Consider the following 16918-nt stretch of genomic DNA (forward strand, 5'->3'; position numbering starts at 1 on the left):
CACCAAACTCTATGTGTAACAATATTTGTGCATCAATACTGCTTTATAGCTAAAACATTAGTTTATCGGTTAACAACGAACGCAAATGCGCTAGCTCTTTACTCGTTATATGATTGATTAAATTGTCGCGTTGAAGCTTATCTTGCTCAATACGATAGACCTCTTCCGCTAAAATTTCTTTACTATTTACATTGACCCAGCGGGTATACCGATATTGTTCGGTTCGAATGGAATACCCCATCTGCTTTACGGGCTTATTACTAGGCCAAGGTCTGGCAGTTTGAGATAATGCCATTGCTTTATGAGTCGAGTTTGGCTGTTCTAACAGGTGATAAAAACTTGCGCCATCGACGTCTGCAGGTAATGCAATGCCTGACAGTTGCGCTAGCGTTGGATATAAATCGACATATTCTACAAGTGTCTTACTTATAGCTCTTTCTCTGCCTGGTACTTTAATTAACAATGGGACCTGAGTATCTAATTCGCGAATTGTCGCTTTAGTCCAATGGTTGTTTTCCCCCAAGTGATATCCATGATCGGAAGCAAATACAATGATGGTATTTTCATATAAGTGATTATCTTTAAGTGCTTGTATGACGAGACCTAAATTTTCATCCATATAGCTAGTCGCTGCATAATAACCATGCCTCAGACGCTGTTGTTGCGCATGACTAAAAGGTTTACGTTTAGGGAGGTCAGTAAGTGTACGTAGCTCTTTATAATCAAACCAGTTAATGTCCGGGACATTGGTAGGTTTTGACAATGCCCCTAAAGCTTCTATTTCATTTCTGTCATATAGATCCCAGAACTGTTTTGGCGCATTGAACGGAGAATGGGGCTTCATAAAACCAAGCGCTAGAAAGAAGGGTTTATCATTGCCTTTTAATCGCTTTAGCGTTTGTACTGCATCTACTGTTATCTGGTCGTCAACATATGTGCGTTTTGACGATTGTCCTACTTCAGTTGCAACCCCTTTTTTCTTGCCATCCTCTAGGCTTTCAGGATTAACATAATCGTTAAAATGAGAGGCTTGATTTAAACGCGCTGGGACTGACCACGATATGCTATCAGTAATATTGGCATAGTTGTGAAAAACCTTACCAATAGACTCAGTATGATAGCCATTATTCTTAAAATGCTGAGGCATAGTTACGACATTAGGGGCGGTGTTTCTAAAATGGGAGTTTAGGCGCCAAACTTTGATGTTATCTGGGTATTTTCCAGTTAGCATCGAGGCCCGTGATGCATTGCAACTTGCAAATTGCACGTAGGCACGATCAAACCTCACACTTTCATTTGCTAGTGCGTCTATATTGGGCGTTTTTGCTACTGCATCTCCATAAGCACCGATATTCATCCTTAGATCATCAGCAACGATAAGTAATACGTTGGCTTGCTGATTTTCTTTACCAAGTAATACGCTTGGATAAAAAAGCGTAATGGCTAACATAAAGAAAATTAAGCGATTCATCTTCAATGATATTCCTTTAAAGCCTTATCGATAAACGAATTATACTGGCCTTAAATGTTGGGCAATCACAGCGAGGATATAGCTATAGCATCATAGAGTTCTATAACTATATCGAGTAATGCCCAACAAGGCTTTTTAGTTCTGTTTATTTTTGTTTTTCTTCTTTTTTTCTTTCTTTTTGTCTTTTTTATTGCCGTCTTTTTTACCACTTTTCTTTAAACGCGCTTTATCCGCGCCGTAGAGGCTCCAGTCGGCAATATACTCTTCAACAATGGGTGCTTCGTGGGCTGGCAACAAGGCCAGTAACTCTTGCTTTTTACTTTGATACTTAGGATCGCCCGCTACGTTGTGCCATTCGTTGGGATCTTGTTGGTTGTGATAAAGCTCAATAAAACCATCAAAATAACGAATCAAACGCCAGCCTTTTGTCCGCACCGAATAATTGCCTCTGCCCCACGTAGAAATAGCTGGCTTTGCCATAGGCGCTTCAGGGTCATTTAGTTGCGGCAATAAGCTAAAACCGTCTACATATTCTGGTGCTTGCAAGCCAGCATAGTCAGCTAGAGTGCGATATACATTGATCAAGGTTACCGCTTGATTAACGTTTTGCTGAGCTTGATTGGCTTTGCGTGAATCATAAATGATAAACGGAACACGAGAAGCTTCTTCCCATAAGGTGAACTTTCTAAACGTGCGTTTTTCACCTAAATGAAAACCATGATCAGACCAAAGTACAACAACTGTATTGTCGGCGTTTGGCCCTTCTGCTATTGCCTTCATTAAACGCCCGACATTGTGGTCGACCCAAGAAATACAGGACAAATAGGCGCGACGAACACTTTCCCATTGCTTGTTCTTTCTAAACTTATTGTCATCGCCGACGCGGCGCATTGAGTTCCCTTCTGGTCCAATATCATCTAGATCATTGGCTAACATTGCAGGCGCTTCAATAGCGTCGGGGAGCGCGTCATAAAACTGTACTGGACAATCGAACGGTAGATGTGGCTTTACAATACCAATGGCTGCGAAAAACGGCTTGTCGTGTTTCTTAGAAACGATATCAACCCCGTAAGAGGTCACTTGATAGTCTGGCAGTTGCTCAAATGGATTAGTAACTGGTCTAAAAGAAGATTTGCTGTTGTCATGAAACCCTTTTCCTTCGGCAAAGGTCTTAGCAAACTTTTCGACCTCAAGGTAGTCTGTCCATTCTACTTCCCCCTTTTCTGGGCCATGGTGAATTTTACCTGCGCCAAACGTGTTGTAGCCATTTTCCTTTAGAAACTGTGGCAGGCTGACATACTTTTCTTTCAACTGCTTATGAATATCATGCTCATAGAATGGGTAGAGTCCCGAGTTAAATGGCTCTACACCGTAAAGCAACGCGTTGCGACTAGGAGAGCAGCCCGGCGATACGCTATGAGCATTAGTAAAGGCGCTACCTTGTTGTGCCAGTGCGTCAATATTCGGCGTCATGGCTTGCGGATGCCCGCCCATATAGCCCAACCAGTCATTCAAATCATCAATCGCAATAAACACGAAGTTTGGTTGCTCTTTGCTTTGCTTTTCTTGCGCATCAGCACCGGCTGAGCCCAATAATAAAAGACACACAGTAAAAAAGATAAAAATTTTATTCACTACTACACCTTTGTTTTAATTATATGTACTGAGCAAATACAACTGATTCGCTTTTAAGTCGAACGCGTATTTGCCCTGTGCTAACTGTTCTACCTTGACGCTTTCTCCAGCGCTCGTAGTTATGCTAATGCCTTGCCCCAAATGACGGACAACGGTGGTTTGTTGAAATGGACTAGACAACGCTGCTTGGGTTAGTTGTCCATGATTCCATTGAATATCGATAACAATACCACCTCTAGCTTTAACTCCGAGCAATGTCCCTGTTTGCCATTCACTTGGTAGCGCAGGCAACAGGTCAATAAACCCGCCATGCGATTGAACAATCATTTCAACAATCGCTGCCGTTGCGCCAAAATTTCCATCAATTTGAAAAGGTGGATGGAAATCAAATAAATTGATTGACGTTGATTTTTGATACAGCACGTCTAAATGATGTTTTGCTGCCTCACCATCGTGAAGCCTTGCCATAAAATTAATCATCCAAGCTCTACTCCAACCAGTCGCTGCGCCGCCGTGTTTTAAGCGATGTTCAATGGTATTTCGTGCAGCTGCAGCAAGCTTAGGCGTATTTATCGGATGAATGGTGTTGCCCGGATAAAGCGCATATAAGTGCGAAATATGTCTATGGCCTGGTTCTGCTTCTTGATAAGGGTAAAACCACTCCATAATTCTGTTACTTTCATCTATCTTTAAACCTGGTGAAAGCTGACTTTGTGTTTCGTTTACCTGCGCAATGAATGTGTCTTCAATTGCTAGCTCATTAGCAACATACAACATATTGCTAAATAGCTCTGATATTATTTGTTGATCTATCGCAGGCCCCATGGTTGATGCTCTTGCGACCCATTGTCCATTTTCCAATACTAAGTATTCATTTTCTGGAGACGCCGAAGGCCCGGACACGAGCTGACCAGTATCTGGATGTTTAACTAACCAATCAAAGTAAAAAAGACACACTTCTTTAAGCAATGGGTATACCGTATCCATTAAGAATTGTTTATCTTTTGAATACCGATAGCTTTCCACCATATGACTCATTAACCATGCATTGCTAATATGGCTTAATCCCCATTTTGCTTTTCTCGCTCTTGTCCATGCAGGTGCCCATATATCGCTTGCATGAGGGCTAACCCAACCGCGCGCACCAAAACTGTCTTTAGCTCTTTTTCTGCCCCGCTCAGCGAGTCGTTCTATAAAATCAAACAGTGGATATTGCAGTTCAGAAAGGTTAGTAAGGTCGGCAGGCCAATAATTCATTTGCAGATTAATATTAAGGTGATAGTCACCATTCCATGGCGCTCTAATATGATTGTTCCAAAGCCCTTGTAGGTTTGCCGGTTGTGTATTTTGGCGCGAACTACTGATTAACAAGTAACGTCCAAAATGATAATACAATGCGGAAAACGACGGATCTTGTTCGCCTGCCTTTATTTGTGCAAGGCGCTGGTCTGTGGGTAAGAAAGAATGTTCCGACATTGACAGTTTCAACGAAGAGCGTTTTGCGAACCTTTGAAAATCGTCTATATGGCGCGCTTTAATTTGTTGCCAGTTGGATGACAAGGCGCGTGCCAATTCATTTTGTGTTTTTTCTATATAGCGCTCGTTGTAAAAGTTGCTATTGGCAGAAAAGTATATTTCTACTGTATTTGCGCCTTCAATGACCAATTGGCCTTGTCGAATGTTTACTGCGCCGCTATCTAGTTTTACGCCAAGCAAGCCATAAAACATCACACCAGCACCATTGTTCGGGTCTATACCGCCATGTTGCGTTACCTGACCTTTCATCACGATTTGATTCGCTTTTACACTAACTTCAGCCGTTTGATGGCCGTTATCAAAAGGTCTGGATAAGGTAATAGCAATGTTTATGGCGTTTTTTGCAGAACTGGTGAGCCTTGTCGCAAGCACTTGCTCGGGTTGGCTAACTAAAGTCTCTCTTTTATAGTCAATTTGATTTACCGTGTAGTTCACGGTTGAAAGCGCGTTATCAAGTGACAGTTTTCTTTGATAATTACGGACGGTTAGCGGACCTTCAGCGTAATGATAGGCAATGGTCAAATCACCTAAAGTTTGATGAGAACGCTTAGGTTCTAAATTAATAGAAAAATCCGCCATGATATTATCATCGACGGATTTTATATCGCCAGCAAACAGGGCTTTGCGGTATGCATCTAACTGTTGTTTCGAGCCCTTATTGTATGTGTCTGTTGGCTGCCCAGCCCAAATCGTATCTTCATTGAGTTGTATACGTTCTTTGTGAATCCCACCAAACACCATAGCACCAAGCCGGCCATTGCCTAGTGGTAAAGCGTGATCCCAGTGCTGTGCACTTTGTTTGTACCAAATATCTGTGTGAGGGTTGATATCGCTATATTCACTTGCAGCTACGTCTATTGCAAAGCTAGCGATAGAAGTAGTGCAAGCAAATATAGTGGTTAGGAAACGAAACAAACTGATGCTATTCCTGAGGCTGTATTAAGTTGTATTCAACATCATAACTATCAAGCTGAATCTTCTTATACTTAGCACCTTCCATATACAAATGTTGTGGCGTAGATACGTCCCATTGGCCAAGTACTTTTAACAGTCTATTCACTCGCTCTGGGTGTTTACTTGCAACATCGTGTTGCTCGGCCACATCAAGTTTCACATTGTACAGCTGAGGTAACCTATCGGGTAAACGTATGAGTTTCCAATCGCCTTCTCGAATACTAGCACTGACCGTAAAGCGCCACATTAGCTTGGCATTAGGATTACCGCTTTTTTCCATGGTTAGATAAGGAAACACGTTAACGCCGTCAATGTTATCTTGTTTTTCAATACGGCCACCTGCCGCTGCAACGAAACTCGGTAAAATATCCAATGCGGTAATAGGATAATGATATCGCGTACCAGCTTCTAACTTACCAGGCCAAGACACGATAAATGGCACTCGTATACCACCTTCAAGTAAAATACCTTTACCACCTCTATAAGGCGCATTAGTGAGCCTTGGGTTTTTACGCGCTACCGAGCCGCCATTGTCACTTAAAAAGATGACGACTGTATTGTCATAAACACCCTGCTCTTTTAACGTGGCAATGATTTTACCTACATTAACATCAAGATTATGAATCATTGCAGCATAGATTTGGCGCTTTTCATTTTTAATATGTTTATATCGCGCTATGTCTTCTTTTTTTGCCTGTAAAGGAGCGTGAGGGGCATTGAAAGAAGCGTAAAGGAAGAATGGCTTATCTTTGTGACGACGAATGAAATCGACACTTTCGTTACCGGTATCATCGGTTAGATAAGTGATCGGCTGGGGTGTTTTGAAATTGCTTTCGAGCGGCGATAAATAGCCTTCACCATCGGGCTCTGATCTAAAATAATCATGTCCGCCCACAGGATAGGTCCAAACTTCGTCAAAGCCTCTGTTCTGTGCTTTAAAATGAGGCTCATCGCCTAAATGCCACTTGCCCATTAAGCCACTTACATAACCAAGTGGTGCCAGCCAATTGGCTATCGTTTTTTCTGTAACAGGTAAGCCAAAGTAATCTTTATTGTACTGTGGGCCTGGTTTAACGTTGTTATTGTCAAAACCAAAGTTAACTTGATTTCGTCCCGTCATCAAACCAGCTCTTGATGGACCACAAACGGGTGCTGATACATACCCTTGTTCAACAATAACACCGCCATGGGCAAGTTGATCGATGTGGGGCGTCTTTATTTGTAAACTCCCGGTATAACCAAGATCGCCATAACCTAAATCATCCGCAATAATCACAACGAAATTAGGTTTATCTTGCGCCGAGCTTGCGCCTGAGAAAATCGAAAGAATCAGGACAAAGAGGCTAAGCATAGCCCCCTTGTGAATATTGAGTTTAAACATCATCACCCAAGCACCTAGTACTTATTGCTAACAATGTCTTCAACGCGTGCTTTAAATTGCTCTACTAGCGCTGGATTTTGCTCTGCAATATTGTTCATTTCGCCAGGATCTTTGCTTAAATCAAACAGTTGATCATAGTTTTCATAGCCGCCTTTGATCTTCTTAGACTTGATAAACTTGGGCTTAAGCTTACTCGCTGGGATGAACTTATATTGATTATGACGAAGCGCAACATTACCCAGCGACTCTTCAAGTAAGTCGACACGACCTTGCTCCGTTTTCCCTAACCACACATCAAGTTGTTCTAGGCTATCCACTGCCTCATCTGCAGCCACATCAACGCCAACTAATTTAGCTAAAGAAGCGTATATATCCATTTGAGATACTAATGCATCACTTACTTTTGGATTTATAGTACCTGGCCAGTAAGCGATAGTAGGCACACGCGTACCGGCTTCTAATCGGCTATATTTTCCGCCGCTAAATGGACCCGCTGGCTTATGTTCACCTAACATTTCAATGGCGTTATCACGATAACCATCAAATAGTACTGGGCCATTGTCACTGGTAAAGATAATCAAGGTATTTTCCGCAATACCAAGGGCTTCTAGTTCACGAATAACTTGGCCTGTCATCCAATCCATTTGTACGATAGCGTCACCACGTTCACCCATTGTACTTTTGCCTTTGAAACGTGGGTGAGGAAGACGTGGCACATGAATGTCATGGTAAGATTTAAACAAGAAAAATGGCTTATCTTTGTTGTCACGAATAAAGTCGATCGCTTTGTTAGTAAATACTTCAGCAAAATCTTCGTCCGTCCATAGTGCCGATTCACCACCGGCCATGTGGCCTATGCGACTGACACCGTTAACAATGGTGTCGTTGTGCTGTTTATCAGCCCAATACCTAAGTTGCTCAGGATTTTCGTATCCTGTGGCGCGATTTCCTACTTTTTTCTTGTAGTTAACGGTAATTGGATCAGATTTATCTAAATCAACAACATGATGGTTCTCAACATAAACCGTTGGCACGCGATCGCCCGTTGCAGGAAGCAAAAAGCTATAATCAAAACCAATCTCTAACGGACCTGGTTTGATCGCCTCGTTCCAATCAACATTGCCGTCACCTAGACCTAAATGCCATTTACCAACAACACCTGTTGTATAACCTGCTTTTTTCAGCATAGATGCCAGCGTGCCTTTGCCCGGTTGAATAAGTGCTGGCGCGTCACCTTTTAAGATTTTAGCTTTACTTCTAAACCCGTGTTCACCAGTCAATAAAGAGTAACGACTCGGCGTGCATGTTGCTGCAGATGAATGACCATCGGTAAATCGAATACCATTGTTTGCGATTCGATCGATTTCCGGTGTTTCTACACCGGTTGCTCCGTAGCTACCTAAATCACCCCAGCCTAGATCGTCAATGTAAAAAATAACCACATTGGGTGATGTGCTGCGATCAACTGTGACCTTTTCAACCTCAGTTTCTACTGACTGCTGACTGCAACCAAATAACGACGTTGCGATAACGATAGAAAGTATTTTTCCTGCCTTAATCATTCTGTTCACCTTTAGCATTGCGCATGTTCTTGTTTTTATTCTTAGTTTTGGGTTTGTGTTTCTTCCAACTACCGAGATACGGGAAAGCCGGACCTTTCATTTGAGCTTCCCAAGTTTGGTACGATTGTTCTAAGTCCTGAGCTTGTTCTGCTTGTTGCTTTATATGGTTTGATGATTCGCCTATATCTTGGTTTAAATCAAACAACATCGATTGTTGCTTTACGTCCACTAACTTTTCATTACCACGGCGCACAGCATGTGCATTAGCCTTTAGGTGACGCCAAAAGAGTACGTCATGCGGACTACCAGATTTTTGCTTAGTAAGGTATGGAATCAGATCAACCCCATCGAGCGGCTTGTTGCCTGTAACGTCGACATTAGCTTGTGACACTATTGTTGCTAGGATATCGAGGGCACTCACTGGCTGCTCATAATCTATGCCCGCAGGAATAGTGCCTGGCCATCTGACTGCAAAGGGCACCCTAACGCCGCCTTCAAATAGATCATTTTTAAAGCCTCGCAGTTCGCCGTTGTCCGACGCATTGTTTTTCGCCCCACCGTTGTCTGATAAAAAATAGACCATCGTATTTTGGTCGATATCCAATGCTTTCAACGTATCTAAAATGCGCCCGACACCGTCGTCAACAGCGGTTATCATGGCAGCATAAGTACGGCGTTTTGGATCTTTGATATGAAGATTTCTATCTAAATATTCTTTACTTGCTTGCAGAGGTGTATGCGGTGCGTTGTATGCTAAATATAGAAAGAATGGGTTGTCTTTTTCACGTTTAATAAAATCAACAGCTTCGTGTGAAAGTTCGTCAGTTAAATATTCATCAAAGTCTTCGCGCGTTTCGTTTCTCAAAAGTCGCGTGCGATACCAATCATATTTGTACTGAACGTCACTCAAATCATTAATGGTAATGTCTTTTGGAAAATACTGGTGACCACCTGACAAGAAACCGTAAAAGAAGTCAAAACCTCGTTTATTTGGTCTTAAATCAGGGTGTGAACCCATATGCCATTTCCCAATAATGCCACTGGTATAGCCTGCTGGTTTTAATACTTCAGCAATATTTTTTTCAGACGTTGGGATACCATTTTGTTCAACACTTGGATCAATCGTTGGATTTGATGTAAAACCAAATCGATCTTGGTATCGCCCTGTTAACAGGCCAGCGCGACTAGGACCGCATACCGGATAAGTAACGTAGCCATTTGTTATGCGAGCACCTTCTCGGGCAATGCGGTCGATATGGGGTGTATTAATATCCTGACTACCATTAAAACCGACGTCTTGGTAACCCTGATCGTCGGTCAAAATGATGATTAAATTGGGCTTTTTATCGTCAGATTGCGCAAAAGAGCACGCACATAGCAAGAGCGCAATTACTGACATTGACACCTTAAAAATACCTTTTAGCATACTTTTCTCTTATTGTTCTTTTGCGTTTATCATAAGCGTATTTAACCCACAAAACAACTACTTTATGAAAACGTTCTCCCTGTTTTAAACCCTCATATACAATACTTTGCATAACAAAACAAAAAGAAATCAATGGGAACGATAAACAACTAATTATTACTTACTTATCAGTGATGGTCACGCTACCACCAGACGTCCATTTAGCTAAGAGTTTTTGCCAAGGTGTTACATCCCAATTCAGGCCATTGCCCTGAATAATTGCCGATCTCAGCATTTTAACCGCAGCAGGAAAGTCTCTATTTTCCTCTTTAGATAATGCAATCGCTTTTAGGTATTTATATTCAGGGTTATCCGATTGGTTATCGGCTATGTCGCTTAAGTACTGATTGGCACCGGGTAAGTCGTGCAATGTTTGCGATTGCGCTAGCATTTTTAGTTCAGCAAGTTTTAACTTAGCAGCAATATGTCCGTGTGAAGCGGCGCGTTCAAACCAAAATAATGCTTTGGCTTCATCATGCACCACCCAAGGGCTGTCTAATAACATTCTAGCCAAGCGATACTGTGCTTGCGGTAAGTCGTCATTGGCGGCTTCATACATCCAGTGTATCGCTTGCGATGTTTTTTTTTGCTGACGATATAGCAACAAACTGTATTCGTACTTTGCAAGCTTGAAATCATTGTTCGCCGCTTGCTCAAACAGCGACTCTACTTCCCCATCCTCACGTGCTAACCACTTAAAGTTCATTAAGGTCATGGCGTAAGTATATTGATCCTTTATATCCTCGCTGTCTTTTAGTGTATTTGCTTGGCGAACAATATTTTTGTAAAAACGGTAATAGTCATTTCTCATGCGATACTTATTAAAGCTCGCAAGTCCAAGGTAAGTTCGACTTGTAAAGGCGACAGGCACTTCTTTAAACATCGGCACTGGAAAGCTATTCATTGACAGGTTAAATAAAGCAGAATCAACTTTACCACTGGATTTCACCGTTGTGATGTTTCTGATCGAACCGTCAGCTTCAATATCATAATCAACAATTAAAAAGAAAGGGTCGATAACATCAAAGCCATCTTGAGTGGCATAACCAGTGAAATCGTCAAAGCCTTCATTAAAATCTGGGGAGTCTAAACTACCACCATAGATGTTTTCCCCTAAAAACTCATCGTTTGTTTGAAGTTCTACCTCTTCTACACTGTCATAATCATCAAATTGTACCTGTAGTGTTAAATTCTTTTCGTTCACTATAGGTTTAAAGTTTTGGTTGATGCCCTGCTGTTTATAAGACGACTTAGAACGTTCGATTAAGGCAGTTATCTTGGCTTTTTCTTCAGGCTGAACGTTCGCAATCAAGCTTTTAACAATGTCATTGGCATTATCGTAGTTAAAGTCTGCCGCTAACGAAAACCAGATAAGTGCTTTCATACTATCAGCTTGTACACCTAACCCTTTATATTGCATGACCCCTAAGCGATAGAACACTTTAGGGTTTTCACTGTCAACTAGCGCCAAATAGGCGCTAAACGCTTGCTCAAATTTTTGATTTGCATATAAATCATCGGCGACAGTTAATTCGCTAGCCTGGGGCATAAAGCTCACTGACATTAACGACAAAAAGACAAAGATGACCAGACGAGAACTAAAAGAACGACAATTGGGCTTATTTTTGTGAGACATAACATTGACCTATACAACAATAGAAAAGCTAAAAACAGATAAAAAAAAAGCTATTCCAAATGAATAGCTTTTAACACAGCATTGAACGCTCTTATTTTGTTATTTTACGAGCGCGTCTAACAAACATTGATAGACCTAACAGGATAAATGCATAAAGTCCCATGCTTCCTGAGTCTGGCTTCTCTTGTTCTGTTTTCAAAATAGTTGCTGTAAGTGTTACCGTTTCCTCAGTGCCATAAGACTTGCCGTCATGACGCATTTCATTGTTGGTAATGGTCACGGTAAAGGTAACGTCAGTATCAGCATTTAACTCAGGTACCATAAACGATGCTTTAGACGTATCTGCAGCAGTTAACGTTAGTGGTGCACCTGATGAAGCCCAATTAAAGTTCAATTCAAAACCTTCACTGTCTGTCGTTTCCGTTGCATCTAAGATGACGAAGTCGCCACTTTGTAACACTGTAGAACCTTCAGCAACGCCCAGAAGTGCAGCTTTTGCCATAATTTCAGATGGTTTTTTAAGAATATCAACGGTGAATTGTGCTGACACGGTAGATAACTTACCTGCAACAGTAAGTTCAAATACCGCTTGCTCTACACTTTGAACACCTTCTGGTGCAGTAAATACTAAGTTACCGTTTTCAATGGCAACCTCGATAGGTGAGCCAGAAACTTGTGCCCATGTAAAGGTCGCATTCTCATGATTTGGTACTGACTTACTCGTATCGATAGTAAAGCTATCGCCCGAAATTAATTCTGCAAAAACACCACCTAAGTCAATTTTTACACTTTGAGTTGCGTCTTGCGGATAGCCGTCATTTACATCAAGAACGGTATCGTTATCGTCATCATCATCAATAACTAAATCTGTTGCATCCATACATGCCTGATCACAAGCTTTGTTATAGTCATCAGGCATACCATCTTTGTCGGTATCAACTGATGCTGCTGGATCTGTTGGGAAGACATCATACAAATCACTTACGCCATCTTCGTCCATATCGGGAATCGGAGGCCCTTGTAGTGACATATTATCAACCCACATTCTGGCATATTCTGTGTTTTTGATTGCTGCAGGTTCTTGATCTACTGTACGTAAATATACTTTTACTGGATGTGCCAGGTCGATATCATCCGGCACAGTAAAACTGTCTGTTACGTTCACCCATGTATTGTCTGACATAACAGTGTTTTCAAGCGTCACATAAGTGACTTCTACATTGCCATTTTCGTCAAGTGGAGCACCGACTTTCGAATAAGCATAAGCCCAAACAAACGTACCTTTAGTGTAACCATCTGCCGATAAGTTATAGGTTTCGCCAATTTGTAAACCTTCCACTTCCCTCGCTAAACCGGCACCATGTTCTTGTCTAGCATGGTTGAAGAAAGCAACAGCTGTATCGTTACCTTCCGGTGGACCTTCTGCTAGCTTAATTGAAGTTGGACCAGCTTTTTGCGTTCGCGTAGCATTAACAAAACGTGTCCAACCTTTACCTACATGGCTATATGCTGGTACGGCAACTTCTTCGCCATTTTCATTTGTTTCAGTGCGTTGTAAAAATATCGAACCTTCAGCATCATAGGCTAACTGCCCTTTACCCCAACCTTCTGTCTGGAAACCAGTTAAGCCTTCCAAATCGCCATCTGGAAAATACTCAAATAAATCATCATTCGCAAATGATGATGCGCTCGCTAGCATAAACGTAGCGGTAATAACCGAAGCAACTTTGTTTTTTAATAATATGCTCATATTGTTTCTCATTACTGATTGTCAGTGTTGTTATTATAAAGGGATAACGTTTTACCTAATTTACACAATATTGACAGTTTGTAAATAGTGAATTGTAATATTTTTGTAGCCTATTCTATCGTAAAAAACAGCAAATCAAGCCACAGACCTTTATAGTATTGACGTACACATACGATGAGTTAAATAAAAATTGTTCGCATAGAAATAACAATACTTAACAAATAATGGCAACGTTATCTCTTCTTGCAATAATGCGAGTGACGTTCGACGTTACACTCGCAGTATATGTCGAATTAATTAATTTCAATAACAAATGAAAATGTCTTCGGTTTATCAGCTCGAACATGGTATTTTTTCATTGTTTTACCACCCCAACTGTTGTCGCCACCGACACCATGTATTTCGGCATCTAGATTAAGGTTAATGTAGTGCCTCAGTGGCAAATCATAGTAATGTTTGCGCCTAATTCGATCGATTTCGTCATTTTTTGTTGTACTGTTACTTGTCGAATACAAATCTTCTTCCGAATATGGCCACGCCCTAAAATTAAAAGGCTTCAAGCCACTAATTGCGATAGTCACCTTGCCATTTGAGAAGCTTGCATGTCTGACATCTGATCGATTTGTACTGTCTGTTGCTGAAATATATGGCACTTGAAATTCATCAAGCGTTGCTTGGTATTCACCTATTTTCGCGCCAGATTTTCTGTCTGGATAGTTCTCAAAAGGGCCTCTCCCATACCAGGCAATGTTGTTCATGTCGGCAGGTAGCAGCAATTTCATACCAAACTTAGGCATAAATTTGTGGTCGATACGATCTGGGTTAGGCTTGTAGTGACTTTCAACTTTTAGTTTACCCTCACCATTAATGGTATAGCGAACAGTTTGCTCGGCTCCATTTGGGATGAGTGTGGATATCGCCGTAAGTTCCACTGCATCGTTTTGCTGCTGTTTAACAACAATAGGTTTTGTTTTTCGATATGCCGCGGCATTTAACCATACGGACATTCTTTTAATAAAGTTGTTTCTCGCTTGGTTATTATTAACTGGTTTCCAATAATATGGTGCCATTGCCCCGTGTAACAGCGGCTTATTCTGGAAGTTTATTTGTGTTAATTCCCCCGTTACTTTGTCAAAACTATAAGTGCGCTTATTTGCTGTTACGGTTACTGTATAGTCATTTTCAGAAACGCTCACCGTATTTACGGCTTGTGTTGACAGCTGCTCAACAGGAAATGGATTAAAGATAAATTGTTGATGTGCCACTTCAAAGCCTTGTTCGCCCCAGGTAGTTTCTGATTTTAAATGTGCAGATAATTCAACGATAGCTTCTGAAGAGCCGTCAATTTTCGCATGTTTAGGTAATTGCCAGCGCTTCGTTTGTCCAGCTAATGCACTGACTTCAAATTGCCCGGTTTGAATCGATTTACCATTTTCTAATACGGTCCAATGGAATTGATAAGCTGATAAATCTGCAAAATCATGTAGGTTGGTGATCAAAAACGAGCGAGCGTCTTGATCTTGTTTAAAGGCAATATTTTGTTGAACCTTCTTAACTTCATAGTAACTTGGGTAAGGTGTTCTGTCTGGCGCAACAATGCCATTTAACAAAAATTCAGCATCCGTTGGCAAATCGCCAAAATCGCCACCATACGCCCATACTTCTCGACTTGGATCTAACGACAAAGTCTCTGGCTTACTGCTATAGCTAACCATAGCTGTGTTTTTAACGCGTGCGAGCCCTTGATCGACCCAATCCCATATTGCTCCACCTATGTAATTATCATGGGAATTAATCTTGTCCCAATGTTCTTGAAAATTTCCCAAAGAATTCCCCATTGCATGAGCGTATTCTCGCTGAACAAAGGGCTTATTGGTTTTATCTGAGATAGCTAAATATTCATCTACGCCTGCAACTGTTCTATAGCTTCGTTCGATAACATCAGAGGCGTTTCTATCAGTGTCTGACATAATCGGACGGGTATCATCTATCGCCAATACCGCTTCTCGCATCGCCATAAAGTTTTGGCCCGCGCCACCCTCGTTACCCAGCGACCACATTACAATTGAAGAATAGTTTTTATTGGTATGAACCATAGATACCGCGCGATCAACGTGTGCTTTGGTCCATAACGGGTTATCACCCAGGATTTTATTTCGAGTCTTGTAACCATGGCTCTCTTGATTAGCATCATCAAGTACATATAGGCCATGTTTGTTAGTTAGCTGATACCAACGATGATCATTTGGATAATGACTAGTGCGCACCAGATTAAAATTGGCTTGTTTCATTAGCTTGATGTCTAGTTCCATCGTAGCTAAATCAATATAACGTCCAGTTCTTGGATGATGCTCATGTCTATTAACACCCTTTATTTTAATTGACTTACCATTAACCCAAAATTGATTGTTCTCTATTTTGACTTCTTTGAAGCCAAACGACCAAGGTACATATTCTACTGGCGCACCTTGCTCATCTAGCAAGGTCAACATCATCGAGTATAGTGTGGGTGTATCGGCACTCCAAAGCGAGACGTTAGGCACTGCGATAGACACATTAGCCTTACCGTCACTATTGGCCGCTGAGACGGTGCTATTGATTAACTGACCGTCTGGGGAATATAAGTCTGTAACAATGTTATATTTGTCTAAGTTTAGTCTTGCATTTGCGCGACCTAACGCAATTGCCACATTTAGCACACCATCTTTATAGCCATTTATCAGTGGCGTGGTAACATGAAAGTCCTGAATATGGGCCTGTGCTTGGGCAATCAAATTTACATCTCGAAAGATACCACTAAAACGCCACATATCTTGCCCTTCAAGATAGCTGCCATCAGACCAACGATACACTTCAACGGCAAGGTCATTTTCACCTTCGACTAAGTACTTAGTAATATCAAATTCAGCTGGCGTCATACTGCCCTGGCTATAGCCTACTTTGACGCCATTTATCCAAAGATAAAAAGCTGACTTTACCCCTTGAAACTGCAGGATGATTTGCTGATTCAACAAGGCTTTTTCCAATGTAAACTTACGCTTATAACTGCCAACAGGGTTTCTGTCGTAATAGTTGGTAAAATGCGCAGGTGGCTGTGTCATTACACGAGGTTGGTCTTTGGCAAAAGGATACGGGTGATTGGTATATATTGGTCGTCCATAGCCTTGCGTTTGCCAGTTTCCCGGTACATCAATTTCGTCCCACTGAGAAACGTCATAATCTGTTTCAAAGAAGTTTGCAGGCCGCTTGTCTGGGTGCCCTACCCAGTTAAATCGCCATTGTCCATTTAGACTTTGCACGAGACTTGATTGCTTCCCAGCTAACGCTGCGCTTTTTGACTTAAACGCGGTGAAAAAAGCACGCGGTTGCTCTTTATTTATACTGATAACTTGCGGGTTTTCCCAATCATTCACGGATGTCTTTGTAGCAAGAACATTTCCGCTAAAGACGATGACTACGGGTACTAGGCACTTAACTAGCGATCTTATTTTACGACAATACATACAAAATTAGTCCTCGTTTAAAAAA

General features: G+C 41.5%; 9 protein-coding genes. All 9 read right to left on the reverse strand.

What is annotated here, in order from left to right; all coding sequences use genetic code 11:
* Positions 1-49: 49 nt before the first annotated feature.
* Entirely contained in the window at positions 50-1471 is a 1422-nt protein-coding gene (locus QUD85_RS09520) for a sulfatase (RefSeq protein WP_093331325.1), read from the reverse strand.
* 135 nt (positions 1472-1606) lie between these two features.
* Positions 1607-3106 (reverse strand): sulfatase, encoded by a 1500-nt coding sequence (locus QUD85_RS09525; RefSeq protein ID WP_245732138.1) that lies wholly within the window; start codon positions 3104-3106, stop codon positions 1607-1609.
* 15 nt (positions 3107-3121) lie between these two features.
* Positions 3122-5557, reverse strand: a complete 2436-nt coding sequence (locus QUD85_RS09530) for a glycoside hydrolase family 95 protein (RefSeq protein ID WP_177168922.1) — start codon at positions 5555-5557, stop codon at positions 3122-3124.
* Positions 5558-5564: 7 nt separating this feature from the next.
* The gene (locus QUD85_RS09535; protein WP_286218619.1) at positions 5565-6980 is read right to left on the reverse strand and encodes a sulfatase-like hydrolase/transferase; all 1416 of its coding nucleotides are present in this window, start codon (positions 6978-6980) and stop codon (positions 5565-5567) included.
* Between the two features lie 11 nt (positions 6981-6991).
* The gene (locus QUD85_RS09540; protein WP_093331330.1) at positions 6992-8539 is read right to left on the reverse strand and encodes a sulfatase-like hydrolase/transferase; all 1548 of its coding nucleotides are present in this window, start codon (positions 8537-8539) and stop codon (positions 6992-6994) included.
* A complete protein-coding gene (locus QUD85_RS09545; protein ID WP_093331333.1) occupies positions 8532-9965 on the reverse strand; it encodes a sulfatase-like hydrolase/transferase in 1434 nt (477 codons plus the stop codon). The genes QUD85_RS09540 and QUD85_RS09545 overlap by 8 nt, the downstream gene beginning before the upstream one ends.
* Before the next feature lie 160 nt (positions 9966-10125).
* Entirely contained in the window at positions 10126-11640 is a 1515-nt protein-coding gene (locus QUD85_RS09550; protein WP_093331335.1) for an SEL1-like repeat protein, read from the reverse strand.
* A gap of 91 nt (positions 11641-11731) precedes the next feature.
* Positions 11732-13390, reverse strand: coding sequence for a hypothetical protein (locus QUD85_RS09555; protein ID WP_093331338.1), 1659 nt, complete (start codon positions 13388-13390; stop codon positions 11732-11734).
* A 293-nt stretch (positions 13391-13683) separates the two neighbouring features.
* Entirely contained in the window at positions 13684-16803 is a 3120-nt protein-coding gene (locus tag QUD85_RS09560) for a glycoside hydrolase family 2 TIM barrel-domain containing protein (protein ID WP_177168923.1), read from the reverse strand.
* Between the last annotated feature and the right edge of the window lie 115 nt (positions 16804-16918).

The sequence above is a fragment of the Thalassotalea agarivorans genome, from assembly GCF_030295955.1.
Taxonomy (GTDB): Bacteria; Pseudomonadota; Gammaproteobacteria; order Enterobacterales; family Alteromonadaceae; genus Thalassotalea_D; species Thalassotalea_D agarivorans.